The following is an 18,073-nucleotide window of genomic DNA, read 5'->3' as shown; positions in this document are numbered from 1 at the left end:
TCTCCTACCGCCCGCGGCGGGGCGGTCGCGTACCTGGTTTGTGCGTCGTCCGGCGTTCCCGTCGTCCCGCCTTGTGGAAGGACCGCGTCGCTGGCGACATCTTGCGCCCTTCGCTCAGCATCTCGAAGCGCAGCGCGCCTGCAAGCGGGATGGCCTCGACAAGCTTCACGTCGACCGAGTCACCGATCTGGTAGCCGAGGCTGGTCCGCTCGCCGACCAGCGCCTGACGGCTCTCGTCGTAGTGGAAGTAATCCGTTCCGAGCGTAGATATGGGCACGAAGCCGTCGGCGCCATAGGTGGGCAGCGCGACAAAAAGTCCCGACTTGGTGACCCCTGAAATGCGTCCCTCGAACTGCTGGCCGACCCGCTCTGCCAGATGGTGGGCGATCAACCGGTTGATGGTATCGCGCTCGGCCGCCATCGCACGGCGTTCGAAGGTCGAGATTTCCGCCGCGATATCCTCGAGCTGCGCCTCTTCCTCCGGCGTGATGGCGCCTTCCCCGAGCGCCAGCGAACCGACGAGCGCGCGGTGCACGATCAGGTCGGCATAGCGGCGAATCGGCGAGGTGAAATGCGCGTATTTCATCAGGTTGAGGCCGAAGTGACCAATATTGTCCGGGCTGTAGACGGCCTGGCTCTGAGAGCGCAGCACCATCTCGTTGACCATCACCTGATGTGCCGTGTTCTCAGCCTTGGCGAGGATGCCGTTGAACGAGTTGGCGCGCATTTCGCCGCCCTTGGCCATCGGAATGCCGAGCGACGCCAGAAACTCGCGCAGCGTCTCCTGCTTGGCGAGCGACGGCGCATCATGAATGCGGTAGACCAGCGGCTGCTTCTTCTTCTCCAGCGTCTCGGCAGCGCAGACGTTGGCCTGGATCATCATCTCCTCGATCAGCTTGTGGGCATCGAGCCGCTCGGGAATGACGACGCTGTCGACGGTGCCATCTTCCTTCAGCTTGATCTTGCGCTCCGGCATATCCAGCTCCAGCGGCTGGCGCCGGTCGCGGCCGCGTTTCATCACACCATAGGCATGCCACAGCGGCTTCAGGATAGGTTCGAGCAGCGGCCCGCTCTTGTCGTCGGGCTTGCCGTCGATCGCCGCCTGCGCCTGCTGATACGAGAGCTTCGCGGCACTCTTCATCATCACGCGATGGAAGGTGTGGCTCGCCTTGCGGCCTTCCTTGGAGAACACCATGCGCACGGCAAGCGCCGGACGGTCTTCGCCTTCCCGCAGGGAGCAGAGATCGTTGGAGATCCGCTCGGGCAGCATCGGCACCACGCGGTCCGGGAAATAGACGGAATTGCCGCGCTTCAGCGCTTCGCGGTCGAGCGGCGAGCCGGTGCGCACGTACCAGGAGACGTCGGCGATGGCGACGGTGACGATAACGCCATCGGGATTGTCTGGGCTCGGGTCGAGCTCGGCATAGACGGCGTCGTCATGATCCTTGGCGTCGGCCGGATCGATGGTCACCAGCGGCACATTGCGCCAGTCTTCGCGCTTCGACAGGCTGGCAGGCTTGGCGGCATCCGCCTCATTGAGAACCGCCTGCGGGAAGATGTGCGGAATGCCGTGCGAGTAGATGGCGATCATCGAGATCGCCTTTTCCGTGGCGACGGAGCCGACGACGGTCAGCACCTTGGCGCGGGTCAGGCCAAACCGGTCTCCGCGCAGCACGTCGGCTTCGATCAGGTCGCCGTCCTTGGCATCGCCGAGGTCAGCGGCGGAAATCTGCATTTCCTCGCCGCGGCGATCGATCGGCATCAGCCGTGCACCACCCTCCGGCATCATGCGGATGACGCCCAATGCAGCGTTGCGGTGCTTGTCGATGACCTTGACGACGCGCGCCGTATAGGCGGGGCCGGCGCGATCCTTGCTGGGGAAGATCTTTGCCAGGACGCGGTCGCCGAGACCGGCGGTCGGCGTCTTGCCCTTGCCGCGATCGCCGGAGGACTGGCGGATGAGCACGGCCGGCGCGACCCCTGCGTCCTCCAGCCATTCCGCCGGCCGGGCGATGAGGTCGCCGTCCTTGTCGCGGGTGGTGATGTCGAGCACCGTCATTGGCGGCAGGGCACCGCGTCGCGTCAGCGACTTGCGGCCCTTCTGCAGCAATCCTTCCGCTTCGAGATCCCGCAGCACGTCCTTCAGCTCTACCCGGGCGTCGCCCTTCAGGCCGAACGCCTTCGCGATTTCCCGCTTGGACGCACGATCAGGGTTGTCGGAAATGAACTCGAGAAGGATTTCGCGAGGCGGGACGACGCCATGCACGATCGCCGGACGGTCCGTCTGTGCCGGTTTCCCGGCACGCACCGATAGAGTTGGGCCGCCGGCCTTGATACGCTTGCCTTCCCGCGGTTCTCTCGTCACGTGCCTGTCTTCTTCGCCTTCGGTGCCGCCTTGGCCGTGGGCTTGGCGGCGGTTTTCGTCTTAGCCGCGCTTTTTGTCGCGGCTGCCTTGGTTGCGGTCTTGGCGGCGCCGGTTGCAGCCTTCGCGGGTGCCTTCTTTGCCTTGGTCTTCGCCGCCGGCATCTTGCCCGCCTTCTCGGCGATGAGCGCCAGGGCATCCTCGGCCGTCACCGACTGCGGATCCTTGCCCTTCGGCAGCGTGGCATTGACCTTGCCCCAGTTGACGTAAGGCCCGTACTTGCCTTCGCGCACGACGATCGGACCGCCGTCAGGATGGTCACCGAGTTCCTTCAAGGCAACCGCCGCGTTTCGGCCGCGTCCGGGACCCTTGCTCTGCTTGTCGGCAAGCACCGTCACCGCCCGGTTGAGGCCGATGGAAAAGACGTCCTCGATACTTTCGAGATTGGCATAGGTTCCATCGTGCAGCACGAACGGTCCGTAACGTCCGAGGCCTGCGGAGATCATCTTGCCGCTTTCGGGATGCTTGCCGATGTCGCGCGGCAGACCGATCAGGGCGAGCGCCTTCTCGTGGTCGATATCCTCCGGCTTCCAGCCCTTCGGCAGTGACGAGCGCTTGGCTTCCTTGCCGTCGCCACGCTGGATGTAGGGGCCGAAGCGTCCCGAGCGAAGGGTCAGTTCCTCGCCCGTGTGCGGGTCTGCGCCGAGCGCCTTGGGCTCAGAGAGCGCCGAAGCTTCAGCTTCTGATCCGTCCGACGACAGCTGGCGCGTGAAGTTGCACTCCGGGTAGTTGGAGCAGCCGACGAAGGCGCCGTACTTGCCGAGCTTCAGCGACAGGTTGCCGGTGCCGCAGACCTGGCAGATCCGCGGATCGCTTCCGTCGTCGCGCTTCGGGAAGACCAGCGGTGCCAGCGCCTCGTTCAGTGCATCCAGCACATTGGTGACGCGCAGTTCCTTCGTCTCGTCGATCTGGCCGAAGAAATCCTTCCAGAAATCGCGCAGCACCTGCTTCCAGTCGAGTTCGCCGGCAGAGATCTTGTCGAGCTTTTCCTCAAGGTCGGCCGTGAAGTCATATTCGACATACTTGGTGAAGAAGCTTTCGAGAAACGCCGTCACCAGCCGGCCTTTTGCCTGTGGCGTGAGCTTGCGCTTGTCGATCGTCACATATTCGCGGTCGCTCAGCGTCTTCAGCGTCGCGGCATAGGTGGAGGGACGGCCGATGCCGAGCTCTTCCATCTTCTTGATCAGCGACGCTTCCGAATAGCGCGGCGGCGGTTCGGTGAAATGCTGGCTGGAGTTCACCTTGCTCTTGGCAAGCTTTTCCCGCGCGTTGATCTCCGGCAGGCGACCATCCTCGTCATCCTCCGCGGCCTCGCCTTCTTCCCGCTGGTCTACATAGGCGGCGAGGAAGCCGTCGAAACGGACGACGGAGCCGACGGCGCGCAGACCGGCACGCTCCGTGCCGTTGGATGCCTCGATATCGACCGTTGTGCGTTCCATCTCCGCCGATGCCATCTGGCTGGCGATGCCGCGCTTCCAGATTAGTTCATACAGGCGCAGCTGGTCGCCTTCGAGGAAGCGTCGCACCTGGTCGGGCGAGCGATTGAAGTCGGTCGGACGGATGGCTTCGTGAGCTTCCTGGGCGTTCTTGGCCTTGGTCGAATAGAAGCGCGGCTTCTCCGGGCAGTAGCGGGCGCCGAACTGCTCGCCGATTGCGACGCGGGCAGCATCGATGGCTTCCGGCGCCATCTGCACACCGTCGGTACGCATATAGGTAATGAGACCGACGGTCTCGCCGCCGAGCTCGATGCCTTCATAGAGCTTCTGCGCCACCTGCATGGTGCGCGAGGCGGAGAAGCCGAGATTGGAGGAAGCCGCCTGCTGCAGCGTCGAGGTCGTGAAAGGCGGGCCGGGATTGCGCTTGACCGGCTTGGCCTCGACGGTCTCGACCGTGTAGCTCGCGCCTTCGAGAAGCGCCTTCAGCCGTCCGGCATCCTCGCCGTTCTTCACGCCGCGTGCCTGAAGCCGCTTTCCGTCGGCTGCAACCAGCCGGGCTTCGAACTCGTCGCCGCGCGGCGTCTTCAGAAGCGCCGAGAGGTTCCAGTATTCCTCGGCAACGAAGCGCTCGATCTCGGACTCGCGGTCGCAGACGAGGCGCAGAGCCACCGACTGCACGCGGCCGGCGGAACGGGCACCCGGCAGCTTGCGCCACAGGACCGGCGACAGGTTGAAGCCGACGAGGTAATCCAGCGCCCGGCGGGCGAGATAGGCGTCGACCAGCGGCGTATCGATGTCACGCGGATTGGCCATGGCATCGAGCACGGCCTTCTTGGTGATCGCATTGAAGACGACGCGCTTGACCGGCTTGTCGCCGATGACCTTCTTCTTCTTCAGGAGGTCCAGCACATGCCAGGAGATCGCTTCACCCTCGCGATCCGGGTCGGTTGCCAGGAACAGGCCGTCGGAATTCTTCACCGCATCGGCGATGTCCTTCATCCGCTTGGCCGACGCGGTATCGACCTCCCACGTCATTTCGAAGTCCTGGTCGGGCAGTACCGAGCCGTCCTTGGCAGGCAGGTCCCGGACGTGACCAAAGGAGGCGAGAACCTTGTAGCCAGGGCCAAGATACTTGTTAATGGTCTTGGCCTTGGCCGGAGATTCGACGACGACAACGTTCATATTGGTTCTCTGGGGCGTGCGAGAGGCTTCAGGCTCAGGTGCCTGTGCTCAAAATCTGACCTCTCGACATGGATGGGCTTTCGCTCGCGGTCAAGAGGTAACGCCCATTTTTAGCCAGGCACCACCTGATGCAACCAAAAGCAGTAATCGCGTTAGTTGCAATCTGGGATAAATAGTGCCAGGTTGAGATGACGGCGATGAACTGCGCCTTTAGCGCGAGTTTCAGTTGGGGCGGATGGTGGCAATGGGCACTCAGCGGGGCGAAACCGGATCTGTCGGCGACACGGCGGCAAACATTGCCTACATCCTGCAGATGCTTGGCCAACTGCGCCAGGTCGCGTTTCAGGAGCGCGCCGACATGCTCTGCTACCTGATCGAGATGGCCTATGTGGAGGCCGGCGACCTGCAGGCGGGTCGCCGCAGTCTGTCAATCGATCATCGAGAGCGACACTAGGCCGCCCGGATGCCGGTGCAGCCGACCGGCGAGATCCAGCTCCAGAAGCACAAGATAGACCGTCGAAGCGGGTAGTTCGGTATGCCGGATGACATCGTCGATCTCGACAGGGGTCGGTCCGAGCGCATCGAGGATGCGGGTGCGGGCGCTCTGTTCCGGCGGCAGCATCGAGAAGGGCGGCCGGTCGTCGCCGGGTTCCTCGATCACCGGCGGACCGTGCGCATCGAGCTCCGAGATCGGCGCCAGCGCCTCGATGACGTCGGCGGACCCGGTGGTGACGATCGCGCCCTGCTTCAGCAGTCCGTTCGTGCCATGGCAGCGCGGATCGAGCGGTGAGCCGGGAACGGCGAAGACGAGACGACCGAAATCCGCCGCCATGCGCGCGGTGATCAGCGAGCCGGACCGGTCGGCGGCTTCCACAACGACAACGCCGAGCGAGATCCCGGCGATCAGTCGGTTGCGGCGGGGGAAATCTCTAGCCCGCGGCTCCCAGCCGAGTGGCATCTCGCTGACCGCCAATCCAGATCCATCGGTGATCTGCCGCAGCAAGTCGATGTTCTCGGGCGGGTAGGGCTGGTCGAGCCCGCCGGCCAGCACGGCGATCGTTCCGGTGTCGAGACTGGCGCGGTGGGCTGCCGTGTCGATGCCGCGCGCCAGGCCGGAGGTCACGACATAGCCTGCCTGTCCGCAGTCTCGTGCCATCATCGCTGCGAACTTGGCGCCGCTGATCGACGCATTGCGGGAGCCGACCACGCCGACCGATGGGTGTTGAGAGATGGAGAAGTCGCCTTTCATCGCCAGCAGCGGCGGTGCACCATCGGTCTGGCGGAGCGCAGGCGGGTAGTCGTCCTCACCGATGCCGACGAGCCGGGCGCCGAGCCGGTCAGCCAGACCAAGTTCCCGTTCGGCATCCTCGACGGACGCGACGCGAATGGCGCGGGCAGCACCCCCACGCCGCGACAGTTCCGGAAGAGCTGCTATCGCCGCTTCGGCTGAACCGAAGTGGTTGATGAGGTCGCGAAAGGTCGAGGGTCCGACATTGTCGCTCCGGATCAGGCGGAGCCAGGCGATCCTCTGTTTGTCCGTCAGCGCAATCCCCTTCCGCCGTGCGCCGCCGGAGGACATGCAGCCTTATCCCTTCTGGCCGATCCTGGTTTCCGTGCCGTTGATCAACCGCTCGATGTTCGCTTTGTGCTTCCAGTAGGTGATGACGGTCATCACCGCCATGATGACTGCAATTTTATGGTCGCCTACGATCCACAATGCAACCGGAATTACCAGCGTCGCCACGAGCGCGGATAGGGATGAGTAGCGGCTGAGCTTGGCAATCGACAGCCAGACAAAGGCAAACACGAGCACCATCGCCGGCGCCACGCCAAGCAGGGTGCCGATATAGGTTGCGACGCCCTTGCCGCCCTTGAAGCCGATCCACACCGGAAACAGGTGGCCGATGAATGCGGCAAAGCCGGCAAGGATCGCCGCATCCGGCCCCCAAAGCGCGCCGGCGAGAAGTGCTGCGGCTGTCGCCTTGAAGGCATCGAGCAGCAGCGTCGCCGCCGCCAGTTTCTTGTTGCCGGTGCGAAGGACGTTGGTCGCTCCGATATTGCCCGAGCCGATCGACCGGACGTCGCCCAACCCGGCCGCCCTGGTCAGGATGAGGCCGAACGGAATGGAGCCGAGCAGGTAACCGAGTGCGAGCGCTGCAAGCGCGATGGGAAGCGTGATCTGCCAGTCGAAGAGTTCGCTCATCTCAGTCGTTCCTCAAAGGTTGTGGACGAGACGCCCCGACACATAGGTCGAGACCGCGCGGCCGCTGAAACGGGCATCTTCGAATGGCGTGTTCTTCGAGCGCGAGACGATCGTATCCTCGGAGACAAGCCAGGGTTCATCAAGGTCGATGAGCGTGATGTCGGCATTGGCGCCGGGCGCCAGCGTGCCGGCGTCGAGTCCGAAGATCTGTGCCGGACGGGTCGACATGGCATGGATCAGCCGCATCAGCGGCACGCGGTCGGCGTGGTGCAGGCGAAGGGCGGCGGCCAGCATGGTTTCGAGGCCGATCGCGCCGTCGGCGGCATCCGCGAACGGCAGGCGCTTGGTGTCGACGTCCTGCGGATCATGCGAAGAGACGATGATGTCGATCGTGCCGGCAGCCAGCGCATCCACCATTGCCTGCCGGTCATCCTCGGTGCGCAGCGGCGGCGACAGCTTGAAGAAGCTGCGATATTCGCCGATGTCATTCTCGTTGAGCGACAGGTGATTGATCGAGACGGCGCAGGTTGCCTTGGCGCCGCGCGATCGGGCGAGCCGCACGGCTTCAGCGGATTCCGGTACCGAGATCTTTGCCGCATGATAGTCCGCGCCGGTCAGGCCGGCGATGCGCAGGTCGCGCTCGAGCGGGATCAGTTCGGCTTCGCGCGGCGCGCCCGACAGTCCGAGCCAGCTGGCGAACAGTCCTTCATTCATCACGCCGTTGACGCCGAGATAGGGATCGCGCGCCTCGAGCGACACGACGGCGCCGAATTCGCGGGCATAGGTCATTGCCCGGCGCAGCATCTGGGTGTCGGCAAGGCAATGACGACCATTGGTAAAGGCGACCGCTCCGGCTGCGGCCAGCATGCCGATCTCCGTCATCTCGGTGCCTTCGAGGCCACGCGTCAGGGCCGCGGCCGGGTAGACGTTGACGACTGCCTTGTCGCGCGCCTTGTTGCGGACGTATTCGATGAGCGCGATATCATCCAGAACCGGATTGGTATCCGGCATCATGATGAAGCTGGTCACACCGCCGGCTGCCGCTGCCAGGCTGGCGGATTCGATTGTCTCACGGTGCTCCGCACCGGGCTCCCCGACATAGACGCGGGCATCGACGAGGCCGGGGACGGCCACCAGTCCACGGCAATCCCGGATCGTCGCGCCGTCGGGCGCGCCCTGGTTCTGAGCATCGCGGCCTGCGGCAAGGATGCGGCCGTCTTCGCCAACGACGATGGTGCCGGTTTCGTCAAGGCTACGCGACGGGTCGAGGATGCGGACATTGTTCAAGACGAGCGGCTTGCTCATGCGCCGTATTCCTCTGTTCTCGGACCCTGGTTCTGCGAGACCAGCAGCGTCTCCATCACCGCCATGCGCACGGCGACACCCATTTCCACCTGGCTTTCGATGACGCTCTGCGGTCCGTCGGCAACCTCTGAGGCGATTTCCACGCCGCGGTTCATCGGCCCCGGATGCATGACGAGCGCGTCATCCTTGGCCGCCTTCAGCTTTTCGGCGTCCAGCCCGTAGAAGTGGAAATACTCGCGCACTGATGGGACGAAGGAGCCGGACATGCGCTCGCGCTGCAGGCGCAGCATCATCACGACATCGGCGTCCTTCAGACCTTCTTCCATGGAATGGAAGACTTCGACGCCCATCTGCGCAATGCCGGCGGGCAGCAGGGTCGATGGCGCCACGACCCGCACCCGCGCGCCCATGGCGTTCAGCAGGAGGATGTTGGAGCGGGCGACCCGCGAGTGCAGCACGTCGCCGCAGATGGCGACGATGATGCGCGACAGCTTGCCCTTGGCGCGGCGGATTGTGAGTGCGTCGAGCAGCGCCTGCGTCGGATGCTCGTGCTGTCCGTCGCCGGCATTGACCACGGAGCAGGCGACCTTCTGCGCCAGTAGCGCGGCGGCACCGGCGCTCGAATGCCGAACCACAAGCACGTCCGGGCGCATGGCGTTCAGCGTCATTGCGGTGTCGATGAGCGTTTCGCCCTTCTTGACCGACGAGTTGCCGACCGACATGTTCATGACGTCGGCACCGAGGCGCTTGCCCGCCAGTTCGAAAGAGGATTGGGTTCGGGTGGAGGCTTCGAAAAACAGATTGATCTGGGTCAGACCGCGCAGCGTCGAGGTTTTCTTTTCTCTCTGCCGGCTGATCTTGACCGCCTCGTCGGCCTTGTCGAGAAGGATCGTGATGTCCTGCTCGGTCAGGCCCTTGATCCCGAGGAGATGGCGGTGGGGAAACAAGGCCACGTAGACGTCCTCCGCTGATGTCACGCGGTCTATAAAGACAGGCGGGCCAGGGGGCAAGCGGATGCATCCGTTGAGAAACTGAGATCCCCATGCATTTTCCAGAGATATCGATTAGAAACGCTCCATGAATCAGATCACGCGGACCGATGACACCTTCAACGAGCTGAACCAGCCCAGCCTCTGGTCCGGCATCAATGCCTATCGAACCGATCCTCTGATGGTGGATCTGACCGCCGGCCTTCATCGGTCTGTCCGAGAGGAGTTCGACGCACTGGGCCGCTACGTGACCTCTCCGGAAGCGCAGGAACTGGCGCGGATGGCAAACGAGAGCCCGCCCAAGCTGAAGACCCACGGTCAGCGCGGCGAACGGCTGGATACGGTTGAATTCCATCCTGCCTGGCACGCGCTGATGCGCCGGTCGATGGCCAGCGGCCTCCACTCGTCCATCTGGGAAAATGCGCCCGAATCCCGCAACGCCCAGCACCGTGCCCGGGCGGCACGCTTCTATCTTTCCGCCCAGCTGGAATGCGGCCACCTTTGCCCGCTGACGATGACCAGCGCCTCGGTTGCGGCAATGATGGCTTCACCGCGCGTCCACAAGGAGTGGGTGCCACGGATCCTGTCGCGCAAGTACGACAGCGCCAATCGCCCTGCCTTGCAGAAGAGCGCCATCACCATCGGCATGGGCATGACGGAAAAGCAGGGCGGCACGGATGTGCGGGCGAACCGTTCCACCGCCGAACGGGTAGGAGAGGGCGTCTACCGGCTGTCCGGCCACAAGTGGTTCATGTCCGCACCGATGAGCGACGCCTTCATCATGCTGGCCCAGGCGAACGAGGGGATCGGCTGCTTCCTGGTGCCGCGGCTGCTGGAGGACGGGACCGCCAACGGGCTGCAGTTCCAGCGGCTGAAGGACAAGCTCGGCAACCGCTCGAACGCCTCGGCGGAAGTCGAGTTCGCCGATGCTTTCGGTTACCTGCTGGGCGATGCCGGTGCCGGCGTTCGCACCATTCTCGACATGGTGACGCTGACGCGCCTCGACTGCGCGCTCGCCTCGGCCGGCATCATGCGGGCCTCGCTGGCCGAAGCCGTGCATCATTGCCGCGGCCGCAGCGTGTTCGGCAAGAACCTCATCGACCAGCCGCTGATGACCCGCGTGCTCGCCGACATGGCGCTCGACGTGGCTGCGGCGACGGCGCTGTCCTATCGTCTGGCGGAAGCCTTCGACAAGGCGGGAAGCAATCCCTCTGATGCAGCCTATGCAAGGGTGATGACGCCGGTCATCAAATACTGGGTGTGCAAGATCGCCCCGGCACTGATCTACGAGGCGATGGAGTGCCTGGGTGGCAATGGCTACGTCGAGGAGCGGCCGCTCGCCCGACACTACCGCGAGGCGCCGGTCAACGCCATCTGGGAAGGCTCCGGCAACGTCATGGCGCTAGACGTGCTGCGTGTCCTCAGCCGCGGTCGCGACCTGTTCGATTCGGTGCTTTCGGCACTCGAGCGCGATCTCGGACCGAGCGGCCGCAAGACCACCGACGTACTGCGTGCCGCCATGGCGCTTGCCGAGCGGGACGAGGGGGCGGCAAGGCTTCTGGTCGAGCAGCTGGCGCTCGCTGCGGGCGCTGCCGAGCTCTTCCGGCTGGGTGCTGGCAAGATCGCCGACGCGTTTCTGGAGACACGTCTCGCCGGCGGCTGGCGGACGACCTACGGCATGCTCGATTCGCGCTTCGATGCCGCTTACGTGGTCGATCTCCTCTACCCGGCCGCTACCTGAAACGACTCGAAATGCCGGTGGATCAAGGGTTCTCCACACGCGAACGTGCGCGCGTTAACCATGTCTCCGGCTTTGCGTTGCGCTTTATGCCTCAAGCTCTAGGTTGCTCGTTTACCACCTGTTAACCAACAAAGAGCGTGCCAGTCCGTGGGCGGAAACCGTTTCCTCAGTTATGCATTGCTGCTTGTGTTGCTGGTATTCTTCGCGGTGTTGCCCCTCGATATCGCGTTCCCGGCCACGGTTCTGAGCATGATGGCTCTGGTCCGTTGGAGTGTGCTGCCGGCCGAAGAGACGGCCATGAATGGAGGAGCCGCATGAAGTGGTTTCTGATCCTCTGGGCGGGTCCCGTGCTGCTGCTCGGCAGTTGGTACTGGCTCTCCTACAACGACATCAGCTTCGGCTTTTTCATGCTGACACGGCAGACGCATGATCTCGTCTTCGAGATCTATGGCGGCATCCTTGGGGTCGAACCGGAAATCCTGCCGCCGCTGGTGGCACGCGCCGTCGCCTTCGACAGCCTGATCGTGATGTCGATCGTCGCCTTCCGCAAGCGTCGGCAGATCATCGCCTGGTGGAGCGGCCGCTACGGGGTGTCCGCTCCCGTTGCCAGGGAAGAAAGCCTGTCGAGCGCGCCCTGAAGGATGAAGCTGGCGGCAGCCGAATCGATTCGCTCGGCGCGCTTGGCGCGCGACACGTCCATCTCCAGCAGCGCCCGCTGCGCTGCCACAGTCGAAAGCCGCTCGTCCCAGAAGACGAAGGGAATGTCGGTTCGCTCGGCCATTGTCCGAACAAAGGCACGGGTTGACTGGACGCGGGGGCCGGAGGAGCCGTCCATGTTGATCGGTAGGCCGATGACGAAGGCGGCAACCTTCTCCCTGGCGGCGAAAGCCAGAAGAACCTCGGCATCCTTGGCGAATTTCACCCGCTTGATCACCGGCCGCGGCGAAGCAAAGCGGCGGCCGAGGTCCGACATCGCAAGACCGATCGTCTTGGTGCCGAGATCGAGACCGGCGATCGCCTGGCTGGGCAGAAGCAGGCCGGCCAGTTCCTCGATTGTCGCAACCGCCATTCTCAACAGCCTCCTACCGGCGAAATTCGTCGCCGTTACTTACTTTTATCCGAACGACGCCTATGTGCTTACGCAACTTCAATCTGCCCGGACCGCTTGACGCGGCCTGCCAGAGGAAGCACATCCGCTTGCCATTTCACCTGCTCGGCGCGCGCCTGAGCCATCACATCATCCCTCAACGAAAACAAGGAGATTTTCCGTGAAGATCACTTGGCTTGGCCACTCCGCATTCAGGATCGAGACCGCAGATGCGAAGATCCTCATCGATCCCTTCTTCTCCGGCAATCCGTCGTTTGCCGACCAGGACCGCAAGGCGGTGGCCGACGGCATTACCCACATCTTGCTGACGCACGGCCACGGCGACCATGTTGGCGACACGATCACGCTGGCGCAGGAAACCGGTGCCGTGGTGCTTGCCAATGCCGACCTCGCTGCCTGGCTTGGCTCCAAGGGCGTCAACCGGCTGGAAATGGGCAATACCGGCGGTACGATCAGCTTCGGCAGCTTCACCGCCACCTTCACCCAGGCGCAGCATTCCTCGGCGCAGATCACCGAGGATGGCGTGTCGCACGCGCTCGGCAACGCCAACGGCCTGATGCTGCACTTCGACGGCGAACCTTCGCTGCTGCACATGGGCGACACCGACATCTTTACCGACATGGGCCTGATCAACGAACTGCACCAGCCGGATATCGGCATCGTGCCGATCGGCGACCGGTTCACCATGGGCGGCGCGGTTGCCGCCGTCGCCTGCCAGCGGTTCTTCGATTTCAAGCACGCGATCCCGTGCCACTACGGCTCGTTCCCGGTCGTCGACCAGACGCCGGACAAGTTCGTCAAGGGCATGGAAGGCCTGAAGACCCACGTCGAGGCGCCGAAGGTGGGCACGACGCTGACGTTCTGATCCGCCCCGCTCCAACCTTCTCCGTCGGCAGCAGGAACCATCCACTGCCGGCGGATGTGCTGGGCAATTCCGTTGCAGCGGCCAAACCCGTTGCGAAGGGCGGGCATGGTCAGTATAGCGAGAGAGAATTTCCATTCCGGAGAGAGAGCATGTCCGTCGACCTAGCCACCGTGAAGCGTGTTGCACGCTTGTCCCGCATTGCCGTAACCGAAGAGGAAGCGCAGCGTATGATGGGCGAATTGAACGGTATCCTCGGCTTCGTCGAGCAGCTCTCGGAAGTCGATGTTTCCGGCGTAGAGCCAATGACCTCCGTCACGCCCATGCAGATGCGTAAGCGGCAGGACGTGGTGACCGACGGCGACAAGGCAGACGACATCGTCGCCAACGCGCCGGGTACCGACCAGAACTTCTTCCTCGTGCCGAAGGTCGTCGAGTAAGCGCTGCACGCTTCTCCGACCTGCCACGCCTTTAGACGAGCTCAAAGATCATGACCGAACTGACCAGCCTGACCATTGCCGAAGCCCGCGACAAGCTGAAGTCGCGCGAGATCACCGCCACCGAACTGACGGAAAGCTACCTGTCGGCCATCGACGCCGCCAACGGCGCACTGAACACCTATGTGGCAGTGACCGGTGACCGCGCGCGCGACATGGCCAAGGCCTCCGACGCGCGTCTTGCCGACGGCAAGGCCGGAGCCCTGGAAGGCATCCCGCTCGGCGTCAAGGACCTGTTCGCCACCCGCGACGTGCATACCCAGGCCTGCAGCCACATCCTCGACGGCTTCACCCCGAAGTACGAATCGACGGTTACCCAGAACCTCTGGGACGCTGGCGCCGTGATGCTCGGCAAGCTGAACATGGACGAATTCGCCATGGGCTCGTCCAACGAAAGCTCCTATTACGGACCGGCGGTCAACCCGTGGAAGGCCGAGGGTTCTGACGAGAAGCTCGTACCCGGTGGCTCCTCTGGCGGTTCGGCGGCAGCCGTTGCCGCGCGCCTCTGCGCCGGTGCCACGGCCACCGATACCGGTGGCTCGATCCGCCAGCCGGCCGCCTTCACCGGCACCGTCGGCATCAAGCCGACCTATGGACGCTGCTCGCGCTGGGGCATTGTCGCCTACGCGTCGTCGCTCGATCAGGCAGGCCCGATCGCCCGCGACGTACGCGATGCCGCCATCCTCCTGAAGTCGATGGCAAGCGTCGATGCCAAGGACACAACGTCCGTCGACCTGCCGGTGCCGGATTACGAAGCCTCGCTCGGGCAGTCGCTGAAGGGCATGCGCATCGGCATTCCGAAGGAATACCGCATCGACGGCATGCCGGAAGAAATCGAGACGTTGTGGGCCGATGGCATCGCCTGGCTGAAGGATGCCGGTGCCGAGATCGTCGACATCTCGCTGCCGCATACGAAGTACGCGCTGCCGGCCTACTACATCGTCGCCCCGGCGGAAGCCTCGTCGAACCTTGCCCGCTATGACGGCGTCCGCTACGGACTGCGCGTCGATGGCAAGGACATCGTCGACATGTACGAGAAGACCCGTGCGAACGGCTTCGGCAAGGAAGTCCAGCGGCGCATCATGGTCGGCACCTATGTTCTCTCCGCCGGCTATTACGATGCCTATTATCTGAAGGCGCAGAAGGTTCGCACGCTGATCAAGCGCGACTTCGAGGATGCCTTCCACGCCGGCGTCGATGCGATCCTCGCGCCGATCACGCCATCTTCGGCATTTGCCATCGGCGACAAGGAACTGGCGGCCGATCCGGTCAAGATGTACCTGCAGGACGTCTTCACCATCACCGTCAACATGGCCGGTCTTCCCGGTCTGTCGGTGCCGGCCGGTCTCGACAGCAAGGGTCTGCCGCTCGGCCTCCAACTGATCGGCAAGCCGTTCGAAGAGGAAACGCTGTTCAAGACCGCGCATGTCATCGAACAGGCAGCCGGCAAGTTCACCCCCAAGGCTTGGTGGTAGCAGCCTCATTCACATCTCCGGCGGCCACTGGAAGGCGGTCGCTGGATGTCGTGATCAGGACGGCTGATGCCACACTACTTAGGTCTCAACGTCTTCTGGCGGATATTTCTTCCGCTGATGGACGACTGTCAGGACATCAAGTTCCGTCGCTGAAGCCAATCGGTAGACGATGGTGTAGGAGAGGCCCGGCACAGCGAACTCGCGCGTTTCCTCCACCATCCCCTCCCGTCCGAGAAGTGGAAAGCTCGCAAGCGTTTCCGTGATTTGTCGGATGCGTGAAAGGATCCGGTCTGCGGCTCTTTCGTCGGTCAGCCCAATGTAGCGGTGGATGGATTCCAGGTCTGCTAAAGCCTGTGGCGTGAACTTAACGTTCAAATCCAAACCGCTCCCACACCTCGGATGCAGGAATCATTGTTCCGCGCTCATCCGACTGCCGGAGGGCTCTCAGTATCTTGGCTTTCTTCCACGCTAGATAGTCGCCATCAGCCTGCGAGGCTTCTGCGGGGTCTGCCTTGTCCACCGACTGCATGTTGCTTTCTAGCTTTGACATGGCTGTACTGTAGTGCGTTTCGTATCTCCAGTGAAGTCCCCTCCGCGACGGTCCGGCGTACCGGGTCCCCTGACAAAATCTTGATCCACCGCCTAGCGTCGAAGTTCCACTTGGAAAACCGGCATCCCGGTGGTTCAATCGCACATCCAATTCCGGGGCGCTCATGCCGACCATCCGCAATGCTCGCGAAGGCGAGGCTGACCTGTTGACCGAGATCGGCCTGCGCGCCTGGGCGCAGGCGATGGGGCCGATCGGCGGCAGCGAGGATCTGCGCGTCAACGCCTTGGACGCGTTTTCCTATTTTACCCGTTACTCGTGGGTCACCATCACCGTCATCGAGGAGAATGGCGTCGCCGCCGGCTGGGCTGCCCGCGAGGGTCTCGATGAGACGGTCACCGATTTCTGGATCGACCCCAGCTTCCAGCGGCGTGGATTGGGCACTACGCTGTTGCGGGAAATCGAACGGCAGATCCTCGATCAGGGTCTGGATATTGTCAGGCTGCAGACGCACGCACAGAATTCCGACGCCGTCTCCTTCTTCGAAAAGAACGGCTATGCGATCAACTGGCTGTCGATCTCCTATTCGCCGAAACTCGATCAGGACGTTCAGTCGGTCGGGCTCTCCCGTTGGCTTGTCGCGGTGCCAGGCGGTGACTACGGCCGCGAGTTCTGACCGGCCCGCCGCCGCTGCAAAGCTTGCGTGAGCCGACCATTTGTTCTACCTGACGAACACGTAAACAGACTGCATGAAGAGCCATCCAGATGACCCTAGTCGACGTCCGCACCCCTGATCCGAAACGCTTCATCGCCGGTGCCACCGGTGACTGGGAGGTGATCATCGGCATGGAGGTGCATGCCCAGGTCCTGTCGAAGTCCAAGCTCTTCTCCGGCGCTTCCACCGAATTCGGCAAGCCGCCGAACTCCAATGTATCGCTCGTTGACGCCGCTATGCCCGGAATGCTGCCGGTGATCAACGAGGAGTGCGTCAGACAGGCGGTGCGCACCGGGCTCGGCCTCAAGGCGCAGATCAACAATCGCTCGCTCTTCGACCGCAAGAACTACTTCTATCCCGACTTGCCGCAGGGCTATCAGATCTCGCAGTTCAAGGACCCGATCGTCGGCGAAGGCAAGCTGGTGATCTCGCTCGGCCCCGACCGCCAGGGCAACTTCGAAGACATCGAGATCGGCATCGAACGGCTGCACCTGGAGCAGGACGCCGGCAAGTCGATGCACGACCAGCATCCGACGATGTCCTATGTCGACCTCAACCGCTCCGGCGTGGCGCTGATGGAGATCGTCTCCAAGCCCGACATGCGCTCGTCTGACGAAGCCAAGGCCTACATGACCAAGCTGCGGTCGATCGTCCGCTATCTCGGCACCTGCGATGGCAACATGGATGAAGGCTCGATGCGCGCCGACGTCAACGTCTCCGTGCGCAAGCCCGGCGGCGAGTTCGGCACGCGCTGCGAAATCAAGAACGTCAACTCGATCCGCTTCATCGGCCAGGCCATCGAATACGAAGCCCGTCGGCAGATCGCCATTATCGAGGATGGTGGCGTCATCGACCAGGAAACTCGTCTGTTCGATCCGAACAAGGGAGAGACCCGCTCGATGCGCTCCAAGGAAGATGCGCACGACTACCGGTATTTCCCCGATCCGGACCTGCTGCCGCTTGAATTCGACGACGCGTTCGTCGAGGCGCTGAAGGTCGATCTTCCGGAACTTCCCGACGACAAGAAGGCCCGCTTCGTGCGCGAGCTTGGTCTTTCCGTCTATGACGCGTCGGTGCTGGTTTCTGAAAAGGCGATCGCCGACTATTTCGAGGCCGTCGCTGCCGGCCGCGATGGCAAGATCGCCGCGAACTGGGTCATCAACGACCTGCTGGGCGCCTTGAACAAAGCCGGCAAAGGCATTGAAGAGACTCCCGTTTCACCCGCTCAGCTCGGCGGCATCATCGATCTCATCAAGGCCGAGACAATCTCCGGCAAGATCGCCAAGGATCTGTTCGAGATCGTCTTCACCGAAGGTGGCGATCCCGCTGAGATCGTCGAGACGCGGGGCATGAAGCAGGTGACCGACACCGGCGCCATCGAAAAGGCGGTCGACGAGATCATCGCCGCCAACCCGGATCAGGTCGCCAAGGTTCTGGCCAAGCCTACTCTCGCCGGCTGGTTCGTCGGTCAGGTGATGAAGTCGACGGGCGGCAAGGCAAACCCGCAGGCGGTGCAGGCGCTGGTCAAGGCCAAGCTCGGCATCGAGGATTGATCTTCGCATCCGGCCTTGGCCGGCCGGATGCCGTCCAG

General features: G+C 63.3%; 16 protein-coding genes. 8 read left to right on the top strand and 8 right to left on the bottom strand.

From position 1 onward, the window contains the following. Window positions 1–4: 4 nt before the first annotated feature. On the bottom strand, window positions 5–2,365 hold the full coding sequence (gene rnr, locus ACR65N_RS01480) for a ribonuclease R (RefSeq protein WP_440455454.1): 2,361 nt from the start codon (window positions 2,363–2,365) through the stop codon (window positions 5–7). Beyond that, complete coding sequence (gene topA, locus ACR65N_RS01475; protein ID WP_440455453.1) at window positions 2,362–5,040, bottom strand: type I DNA topoisomerase; 2,679 nt, start codon at window positions 5,038–5,040, stop codon at window positions 2,362–2,364. Before topA ends, rnr begins: the two co-directional genes overlap by 4 nt. Window positions 5,041–5,284: 244 nt before the next feature. On the opposite strand from topA, the gene ACR65N_RS01470 reads away from it, so the two are divergent. Then, the gene (locus ACR65N_RS01470; RefSeq protein WP_430305074.1) at window positions 5,285–5,494 is read left to right on the top strand and encodes a hypothetical protein; all 210 of its coding nucleotides are present in this window, start codon (window positions 5,285–5,287) and stop codon (window positions 5,492–5,494) included. Here ACR65N_RS01470 and dprA read toward each other — a convergent pair. The 4 genes from dprA to ACR65N_RS01450 are packed head-to-tail and all read right to left on the bottom strand — an operon-like array spanning window position 5,468 to window position 9,501. Further along, window positions 5,468–6,619 (bottom strand): DNA-processing protein DprA, encoded by a 1,152-nt coding sequence (gene dprA / locus ACR65N_RS01465; RefSeq protein WP_440455452.1) that lies wholly within the window; start codon window positions 6,617–6,619, stop codon window positions 5,468–5,470. The genes ACR65N_RS01470 and dprA overlap by 27 nt on opposite strands. A gap of 6 nt (window positions 6,620–6,625) precedes the next feature. Beyond that, entirely contained in the window at window positions 6,626–7,243 is a 618-nt protein-coding gene (plsY, locus tag ACR65N_RS01460; protein ID WP_440455451.1) for a glycerol-3-phosphate 1-O-acyltransferase PlsY, read from the bottom strand. Between the two features lie 12 nt (window positions 7,244–7,255). Next, complete coding sequence (locus tag ACR65N_RS01455) at window positions 7,256–8,548, bottom strand: dihydroorotase (protein ID WP_440455450.1); 1,293 nt, start codon at window positions 8,546–8,548, stop codon at window positions 7,256–7,258. Further along, complete coding sequence (locus tag ACR65N_RS01450) at window positions 8,545–9,501, bottom strand: aspartate carbamoyltransferase catalytic subunit (protein ID WP_430305068.1); 957 nt, start codon at window positions 9,499–9,501, stop codon at window positions 8,545–8,547. Before ACR65N_RS01450 ends, ACR65N_RS01455 begins: the two co-directional genes overlap by 4 nt. Window positions 9,502–9,625: 124 nt before the next feature. On the opposite strand from ACR65N_RS01450, the gene ACR65N_RS01445 reads away from it, so the two are divergent. Together ACR65N_RS01445 and ACR65N_RS01440 are read left to right on the top strand one after the other, a co-directional pair. After that, on the top strand, window positions 9,626–11,278 hold the full coding sequence (locus ACR65N_RS01445; RefSeq protein ID WP_440455449.1) for an acyl-CoA dehydrogenase family protein: 1,653 nt from the start codon (window positions 9,626–9,628) through the stop codon (window positions 11,276–11,278). 314 nt (window positions 11,279–11,592) lie between these two features. After that, window positions 11,593–11,916, top strand: coding sequence for a DUF6105 family protein (locus tag ACR65N_RS01440; protein WP_430305065.1), 324 nt, complete (start codon window positions 11,593–11,595; stop codon window positions 11,914–11,916). Here the strand turns inward: ACR65N_RS01440 and ruvX are convergent. Further along, complete coding sequence (gene ruvX, locus ACR65N_RS01435; protein ID WP_430305064.1) at window positions 11,862–12,347, bottom strand: Holliday junction resolvase RuvX; 486 nt, start codon at window positions 12,345–12,347, stop codon at window positions 11,862–11,864. The two genes, ACR65N_RS01440 and ruvX, sit on opposite strands and share 55 nt — an antisense overlap. A gap of 199 nt (window positions 12,348–12,546) precedes the next feature. On the opposite strand from ruvX, the gene ACR65N_RS01430 reads away from it, so the two are divergent. The 3 genes from ACR65N_RS01430 to gatA all read left to right on the top strand — a co-directional run bounded on the left by ACR65N_RS01430 (window position 12,547) and on the right by gatA (window position 15,220). Further along, entirely contained in the window at window positions 12,547–13,251 is a 705-nt protein-coding gene (locus tag ACR65N_RS01430) for a metal-dependent hydrolase (protein ID WP_440455448.1), read from the top strand. 149 nt (window positions 13,252–13,400) lie between these two features. Beyond that, window positions 13,401–13,688, top strand: coding sequence for an Asp-tRNA(Asn)/Glu-tRNA(Gln) amidotransferase subunit GatC (gatC, locus tag ACR65N_RS01425; protein ID WP_430305061.1), 288 nt, complete (start codon window positions 13,401–13,403; stop codon window positions 13,686–13,688). A 50-nt stretch (window positions 13,689–13,738) separates the two neighbouring features. After that, on the top strand, window positions 13,739–15,220 hold the full coding sequence (gatA, locus tag ACR65N_RS01420; RefSeq protein WP_440455447.1) for an Asp-tRNA(Asn)/Glu-tRNA(Gln) amidotransferase subunit GatA: 1,482 nt from the start codon (window positions 13,739–13,741) through the stop codon (window positions 15,218–15,220). Between the two features lie 78 nt (window positions 15,221–15,298). Here gatA and ACR65N_RS01415 read toward each other — a convergent pair whose 3' ends face one another. Next, entirely contained in the window at window positions 15,299–15,595 is a 297-nt protein-coding gene (locus ACR65N_RS01415) for a type II toxin-antitoxin system RelE/ParE family toxin (protein WP_440455446.1), read from the bottom strand. A gap of 338 nt (window positions 15,596–15,933) precedes the next feature. Here ACR65N_RS01415 and ACR65N_RS01410 point away from each other — a divergent pair, with 338 nt between their 5' ends. Both ACR65N_RS01410 and gatB read left to right on the top strand, forming a co-directional pair. Further along, a complete protein-coding gene (locus ACR65N_RS01410; RefSeq protein WP_440455445.1) occupies window positions 15,934–16,443 on the top strand; it encodes a GNAT family N-acetyltransferase in 510 nt (169 codons plus the stop codon). A gap of 89 nt (window positions 16,444–16,532) precedes the next feature. Further along, complete coding sequence (gene gatB / locus ACR65N_RS01405; protein ID WP_440455444.1) at window positions 16,533–18,035, top strand: Asp-tRNA(Asn)/Glu-tRNA(Gln) amidotransferase subunit GatB; 1,503 nt, start codon at window positions 16,533–16,535, stop codon at window positions 18,033–18,035. The last annotated feature ends 38 nt before the right edge of the window (window positions 18,036–18,073 follow it).

The sequence above is a fragment of the Rhizobium sp. SAFR-030 genome (genome assembly GCF_059415005.1).
Note: the sequence above shows the minus strand (reverse complement) of the source record. Positions and strands in the feature narration are given on the sequence as shown.

What these genes read in the sequence shown, in the direction of transcription:
- ACR65N_RS01410 (WP_440455445.1), top strand. Translation starts at nt 15,934, where the DNA reads ATGCCGACCATCCGCAATGCTCGCGAAGGCGAGGCTGACCTGTTGACC.
- gatC (WP_430305061.1), top strand. Translation starts at nt 13,401, where the DNA reads ATGTCCGTCGACCTAGCCACCGTGAAGCGTGTTGCACGCTTGTCCCGC.
- ruvX (WP_430305064.1), bottom strand. Translation starts at nt 12,347, where the DNA reads ATGGCGGTTGCGACAATCGAGGAACTGGCCGGCCTGCTTCTGCCCAGC.
- ACR65N_RS01455 (WP_440455450.1), bottom strand. Translation starts at nt 8,548, where the DNA reads ATGAGCAAGCCGCTCGTCTTGAACAATGTCCGCATCCTCGACCCGTCG.
- ACR65N_RS01440 (WP_430305065.1), top strand. Translation starts at nt 11,593, where the DNA reads ATGAAGTGGTTTCTGATCCTCTGGGCGGGTCCCGTGCTGCTGCTCGGC.
- plsY (WP_440455451.1), bottom strand. Translation starts at nt 7,243, where the DNA reads ATGAGCGAACTCTTCGACTGGCAGATCACGCTTCCCATCGCGCTTGCA.
- gatA (WP_440455447.1), top strand. Translation starts at nt 13,739, where the DNA reads ATGACCGAACTGACCAGCCTGACCATTGCCGAAGCCCGCGACAAGCTG.
- gatB (WP_440455444.1), top strand. Translation starts at nt 16,533, where the DNA reads ATGACCCTAGTCGACGTCCGCACCCCTGATCCGAAACGCTTCATCGCC.
- ACR65N_RS01445 (WP_440455449.1), top strand. Translation starts at nt 9,626, where the DNA reads ATGAATCAGATCACGCGGACCGATGACACCTTCAACGAGCTGAACCAG.
- topA (WP_440455453.1), bottom strand. Translation starts at nt 5,040, where the DNA reads ATGAACGTTGTCGTCGTCGAATCTCCGGCCAAGGCCAAGACCATTAAC.
- ACR65N_RS01470 (WP_430305074.1), top strand. Translation starts at nt 5,285, where the DNA reads ATGGGCACTCAGCGGGGCGAAACCGGATCTGTCGGCGACACGGCGGCA.
- dprA (WP_440455452.1), bottom strand. Translation starts at nt 6,619, where the DNA reads ATGTCCTCCGGCGGCGCACGGCGGAAGGGGATTGCGCTGACGGACAAA.